We start from the raw sequence: 6,720 nt of genomic DNA, 5'->3' as shown, positions 1-6,720 counted from the left end.
GAATGAGGCGCAGCGGGTGATTGCCGAGGTAGGGCAGGACGTGTTGAAGCTAGATCGGATCGGCATTCACGACAATTTCTTCGCCCTCGGCGGCGACTCGATTCTGAGTATTCAGGTCAAAGCCAGGTTAAAGGCACGAGGCTATGCCATTACCACCAGGCAGTTGTTTGAATATCAGAGTATTGCCGAACTGACTGAACATGCGATTTCTGTGCATGAATCAGTGAGCAGCGAGGAAGCCCCTGCATCCGCTCCGTTCGACGGCTTGAAGCCTGGTGACATGGAACGGATTGATCTGGAGCTGATCGAGGATGCTTACCCGTTGTCCCGCTTGCAAGCAGGCATGTTGTTCCACAGCAAATGGACGTCGGATTCAGCAACGTTCCATGATGTGTTCAGCTTTCACATCCAGGGGCGCTATCAAGCAGAAGCATTCCGGGAAGCGCTGCGCATTGTGATCCACAATCATCCGATATTGAGAACAACGGTGGATTACCTGAATTTCTCTGAGCCCCTTCAATTGGTTCGCAAAAACATTGATTTGCCTTTAATCGAGCTGCAACTGCCAAGCGATCCGGCAGAACAGGAAGCAGCTTTGCAAGCATGGAGCGATGAGGAGAAACGGCAATCATTCGAATGGGGACAAGCTCCATTGTACCGCGTCTTTATCCACGAACGATCGACAGCGGCTTTTCAATTTACGCTTAGCTTTCATCATGCGATTCTCGACGGATGGAGCGTCGCTTCCATGCTGACCGAGTTGTTCCGCGTGTACGACATGCAGATTTTGACGAACGCAGATGAACAGCTACAGCCAAGCGTTCCTCATAACGGGCAGCGTGTGTTGTACCGGGACTATGTGTCGGCAGAACGGTTAATTCTGAATGACCCGTCATGCAGGTTGTTCTGGAGTAAGGAAATGGAGGACTATGCCGTTACGCGATTACCGGATTATACCCGGGATGCGCAAGCAACAGAACCGGCAGCGCCGGTTGCGGAGCAATGCCAGACGTACGGGATTTCGTTCACCGCGGATCTTTACCGAAGCCTGCATCAATTGGCAACGCAGAATCAAGTACCCTTGAAAACTGTGCTGTTAGCGCTTCATGTCCGGGCGATCGCGTATTTATCCGGTCATTCGCATCTGGGTATTGGCATGTTGACCAACGGCCGTCTGGAAGAAGCAGGGGGAGAACAAACGTTAGGCATGTTTTTAAACGCCGTTCCTCTTCCGATTAAGCTGACTGGTGGAAGCTGGAATAAACTCATTCGTCATATTTTCGACAGGGAGAAGGAATTGCTAGCCTACCGGCGGTTCCCTCAATCGGAAATTCGTGAACTTTCGGGTTATTCTCAATTGTTTGAGGTGTTGTTCAATTATAATCATTTCCATGTTTACCGTGATATTCAAAATTATCAGCGTGTGATTGAAATGAATGCTTTCGAGCAGACTGATATTCCGCTGCTTGTTCAATTTTCACAGCATCCTAGCGAAGTGTCGGGCCTGCAACTGGAGTTCTACTACCATGCATCCAGACTTACTCGGGAGCAAATAATCACTTATGCGGATTATTATGTGGAATTGGCTAGATTGATGTGCGCTGAGCCGGATAACCGCTATGAGGATGCTATTCCATCTCGGAATGCGGCAAGCCGCTGTCCGGTTGATTGGCTGGATACCCGGCAAGATTGGGGAGAGTCGGCTTGCTTACACCAGCTATTCGAGAACCAGATGTTGCGAACGCCGGATCGTACAGCCTTGATTAACGAGGATACGAGAATCACATACAAGGAACTGAATGATCAGGCAGACCGGATCGCGCATATACTGATAAGCAAAGGCATGCGGCAGGATTCCGTAATCGGCATCTACTTGCCGAGATCCGTCCATGCCGTTGCCGCTATACTTGGCGTGTGGAAAGCCGGGGGTGTCTACGTTCCGATTGATCCGGCGTTTCCCGATGAACGAATCCGCTTCCTTGTGGAAGATTCGCGTGCTGAATGGATCCTAACAAGTGGCGAGAATATGCAGCGGTGGATGGAGGTCGAGTCCGTATACAGACGGTTGCTGGATGTAGAAGAAGCGGCAGGCGAGAGGCGCAACGAAGAAGCGGCACGGATTCCGGAGCGACGGCGTGACGCGCGGAGCAGCGCCTATCTGATCTATACGTCGGGTTCAACCGGGCATCCAAAGGGTGTCTCAGGTACACATTCGAATACGCTTAATCGCTTCCGCTGGATGTGGGACGAGTATCCTTTTGAACAAGAAGAGTTGTGTTGCCACAAAACACCGCTTAGTTTTGTAGATTCAGTGTGGGAAATATTCGGACCGCTCCTTCAAGGATGCCCTGTGATGATCTTAAATGAAGAGTATGTACGAGATACGGAGAAGATGATCGATGCTCTGAGACAAAACCGGGTAACCCGTCTCGTTCTGGTGCCTTCACTGCTGAGCAACATTCTCCTGAGTCTCAAACAACGGGGGGCTTCTATCGAGTCTCTGAAGTGGTGCATATCCAGCGGTGAGCTGTTGACTGCGAATGTTGTCGAGCAATTTTATCAGTGCATCCCGGAAGGACGCCTAATTAATTTATACGGATCCTCCGAGGTTGGCGCCGATGTCTGCTATCACGAAGCGAGGAAGGGCGATGGCCATGGCATTATTGGCATTCCGATTGCCAATAATCGGATTCACATCCTCGACAGCTTTATGCAACCAGTAGCTATTGGTGCCGTCGGCGAGATTTATGTAGGCGGAGCTGGATTGGCTTTAGGCTACTATTACCGGCCCGATCTAACGGCAGAGCGCTTCCTGCCTGATCCGTTCGGAGAAGTTCCGGGAAGCCGCCTGTTCAGAACGGGCGATCTTGCACGATATTTGCCGGATGCAACGATCCAGTTCCTAGGCCGGGCTGATCATCAGGTCAAAATTAGAGGGGTGCGGATCGAGCTTCAAGAAATCGAGTGGGCGATTAGTCAACTGGAGAGCATCGAACAGGCTGTTGTAGATGTGACAGGAAGCGGAGAAGCGAAGGCATTAGCAGCTTATATCCGCTTCACTGAAGGGGCGCCGGATAAAAATACGGAGACGGTTCGGGAGGTACTGAAGCAATCGTTGCCGCCGTATATGGTTCCTGCATTCATCGTGGAGTTAAATCAGTTTCCTCTGACACCGAGCGGCAAAGTGTGGCGCAAAGCCTTGCCGAGCCCGCAACAGGCCAAAGTTAGCAGAAACAAGGTGCACCGGGAAGCGAGTACACCGACGGAGCGCAGACTGCTAGCGTTATGGCAGGACCTTTTCGACCTGCAGCAAATCAGCGTCGATGATCTGTTTTTTGACCTCGGCGGGAATTCATTGATGGCCACTAGTCTTATGACGAGGATCCGGTTCGAATTTAATGCGGATCTGCCAATCCGTGAACTGTATGAACAGCCTACAATCGAGAAGCTTGCTGAAGTTATCGATGGTTATGTCCTCAACAAAGCAGATGACGAGGAACTGAAGCGATTAATCGAAATGATAGCTGAATTGGATGAGGGCGAGGCGGAAGAGATTATAAACGATACAGATCGTATTAACCAGCTAATTCATAACAATAGGATGTCAGTATGAGCAGAGGATATGGGAAGTACGTTTCGGATACGCTTCCAGGTTATGATCCGATAATAAATCGTATGTTTGCACCGGATTGGTCTGATGAGGAACATATGGAAGCTGCTGTTAAGGAGATGATTCACAGGTTTCAGCATACGACCCAAACCCATACGGTAGATTCTTCTGTTATAGCCTCACAGTATATTGATAGTCTAACGCCTGAAAGACCCGTCACTGCCGATGATTTCCTGGAACATTTGATGGAGCATGTTATTCCGTACTCTTCCAAAACCTCTTCACCCAGATTTATCGGCCATATGACATCAGCGTTGCCCTATTTCGTAAAACCGCTCAGCAAGCTTGTCGTAGCGCTGCATCAGAATGTCGTGAAAGTGGAGACTTCTGCGACATTGACCTTCTATGAGAGACAAGCCTTGGGCATGATGCACCGGCTTGTATTCGAGAATTCCGAAGCCTACTATGACAAGCATGTTCAGAACTCGGAGAGCACCTTAGGCGTCGCCGTTTCGGGGGGGACCGTGGCCAATCTGACCGCACTCTGGTGCGCGAGGAACAAAGCGTTGGGGCCATGCGAAGGTTTTGCCGGGATCGGAAAAACGGGCATGCAGGCTGCGATGCGTCATTACGGCTATACGGAGGCTGTTGTCGTAGGGTCTTCATTAATGCACTATTCGTTCGAGAAGGCCGTTGACTTGTTTGGCTTTGGTGAGAACAATTTGATTAAAGTTCCGGTTGATGAGCAGCACCGGATTAATCTGAATGCTTTATACGAAACGCTCTTCCGTTGCCAACAGGAGCGGAAGCTCGTTGTCGCAGTCATCGGTATTGCAGGATCGACGGAGTCCGGCAGCATTGATCCACTTCAGGAGATTTCGGCGCTGTGCCGGAGATTTCAAACCCATTTTCACGTGGATGCGGCGTGGGGAGGACCTTTGTTGTTCTCTTCACGCTACCGGGATAAGCTCATCGGGCTGTCTTCGGCAGATTCCGTCACTATCGATGGACATAAGCAGTTTTATTTGCCGATGGGGCTTGGCATGGTTCTCTTCAAAGATCAGTCGGCAGCCAAAACGATTGAGAAGGACGCCCGCTATATCATCCGCAAAGGCTCCTTGGATCTTGGAAAACGCTCCCTGGAAGGCTCCCGGCCGGGAAATACGCTGCTGCTGCATGCTGCCCTGCAAATGATCGGCAAGCGAGGTTACGAATCGCTGATTGATTACGGGATGTACAACGTGAATTATATGGTGGAATCCATACAGGCGCGTAAAGAATTCGAGCTGCTTATTCAACCGCAGACCAACATTATATTGTACCGGTATATTCCAGTTGCTTATCGTGAAAAAGCAGTGAATAAATCGTTAACGGAAGCGGAAAACAAAATGATCAATGCCTTTAATGAGGAGCTGCAGAGCATGCAGCTGCGGGCAGGTCAAACTTTCGTCTCACGTACGACCGTGCTCAGTAATCAACAAGAGCCAATCGTGGCCCTGAGAGCTGTAATTTCGAATCCGCTGACAACCGGAAATGACATCGATGCCGTGCTGGACGAGCAAGCGAAGATTGCACAATTTCTAACCTAACCAAATCATTCATTCATTTTGAGAGGGGATCTATATGGAAGAACCGATTTTTGCCGTTGTTGTCAACGAAGAGGAACAATACTCGCTCTGGCCTGCAGACAAGGTTGTGCCACTCGGCTGGAAAGTGGTCGGACCAAGCGGCAACAAACAGGAATGCTTGCAATATATTGAATCCGTCTGGACCGATATGCGCCCTATGAGTCTCAGAAATAAAATGCAGGGATAAATCGCCAATAATGCATGTTCCTAAAATCTCAAGTAAATCAAGTTCTAACGAGCGGAGGATTTAAAAAATGGACAGAGATACGATCTCAAGCATATTGAAGAAAATAATTGCGGAAAATGTGGAGCTGGAACAACCGATTGATGATGTGAAGCCTGAGGAGAATTTATTCGCAATTGGCATGGATTCGATGGATTGCGTCAAGCTGATTGTGGCGATCGAATCCGAGTTTCAGATGGAATTCAGTACGGACGATATTGTGGACCATTTTCAATCAATCCAAAGCATCACGAATTATGTCGAGGCTAAAATTGCTTGAGGGGGATGTAGCGATGATCAGGCATGACAGCGCTGTCGGGCTTATGCTCCTATGAATATTTTTGATGAATACTATTTGGAGTGTACCCAATTTCACCTGTTATCTCATTTGGAGAGCCTGGGGTATCCGGTCGAGCATCTGTACTATAAATCATTGGAGAGTACGGATCGTATTTTAATGGAAATGATTGAGAATCAAAAGACGAGGTATGAGTACACCAACAATATTAGCCTGGAGGATATGCGGGTTCTGAATGTTATGCCTCAATTTAAACCTATTCGCCGCTACGATGAGGCCAAATCAACTATCCTGTCTTATCTGGATTCCGGTATTACCGTATTTATTCGGGCAAGTGAATACCATATTCCTCATCGGGATTCTTACTTGCTCAAACATACCAATCATTCCTATATGTTGAGCGGTTATGAAATTAGCTGCTCGGGCGATCTTATCTATCATACGAGAGATAACGTCGGTATTGCCATCATTGAACGGAATTACGAGGAACGTATAGTGAAAGCGGCTTACGACGATTGCACGACGCCGAATTATATATGTACGTTAGCTTATGGTGACAAGACGGTTTCCAATGACTTGCTTCAATGGCTGAAGGACGCTTCGCAAACTTATTTGCATTCGCATGTGGACAGCTTGCAATTGTTCGCTGCGATGGTTCAACGGTTAAAAGATGAGCCGTCTGATTTGGTGTCGGTAACCGACAATATGGCCCATGCGCTAGCCATTATTAGTGGCTCCCGATATGCATTCTTGCAGTATCTTGCACGGATAGAGCATAAGAATCCGGATCTGTCTGCATGTCTGGAGAATAGCTACAAGCTGGCTAGCGGATTAATGTTTATGGCGTATAAAACGAAAATATCCGGAACAATCAACAAAGAACGATTCGAACTCCAATGTGATGAACTGCGGGAGACGGAGCAGAAAATCTACTTGCAAATCAAACAAATTGAATTCTGAC

5 protein-coding genes are annotated in these 6,720 nt (G+C 48.5%); all 5 read left to right on the top strand.

Going from position 1 to position 6,720, the window contains the following annotated elements; genetic code table 11:
• Window positions 1-16 precede the first annotated feature (16 nt).
• Complete coding sequence (locus KVT34_RS26360; RefSeq protein WP_217562689.1) at window positions 17-3,613, top strand: non-ribosomal peptide synthetase; 3,597 nt, start codon at window positions 17-19, stop codon at window positions 3,611-3,613.
• On the top strand, window positions 3,610-5,199 hold the full coding sequence (locus KVT34_RS26355) for an aminotransferase class V-fold PLP-dependent enzyme (protein ID WP_309244135.1): 1,590 nt from the start codon (window positions 3,610-3,612) through the stop codon (window positions 5,197-5,199). The genes KVT34_RS26360 and KVT34_RS26355 overlap by 4 nt, the downstream gene beginning before the upstream one ends.
• A 34-nt stretch (window positions 5,200-5,233) precedes the next feature.
• Window positions 5,234-5,425: an MbtH family protein gene (locus tag KVT34_RS26350; protein ID WP_217562685.1), complete on the top strand. Its 192-nt coding sequence runs from the start codon at window positions 5,234-5,236 to the stop codon at window positions 5,423-5,425.
• 67 nt (window positions 5,426-5,492) lie between these two features.
• Window positions 5,493-5,741, top strand: coding sequence for an acyl carrier protein (locus KVT34_RS26345; protein WP_217562683.1), 249 nt, complete (start codon window positions 5,493-5,495; stop codon window positions 5,739-5,741).
• Window positions 5,742-5,918: 177 nt separating this feature from the next.
• Window positions 5,919-6,719: a type III secretion system chaperone family protein gene (locus KVT34_RS26340; RefSeq protein ID WP_217562681.1), complete on the top strand. Its 801-nt coding sequence runs from the start codon at window positions 5,919-5,921 to the stop codon at window positions 6,717-6,719.
• The last annotated feature ends 1 nt before the right edge of the window (window position 6,720 follow it).

The sequence above is a fragment of the Paenibacillus sp. GbtcB18 genome (assembly GCF_019091125.1).
GTDB classification, from domain to species: Bacteria; Bacillota; Bacilli; order Paenibacillales; family NBRC-103111; genus Paenibacillus_F; species Paenibacillus_F chitinolyticus.
This window is presented reverse-complemented; position numbering and strand designations above follow the sequence as displayed.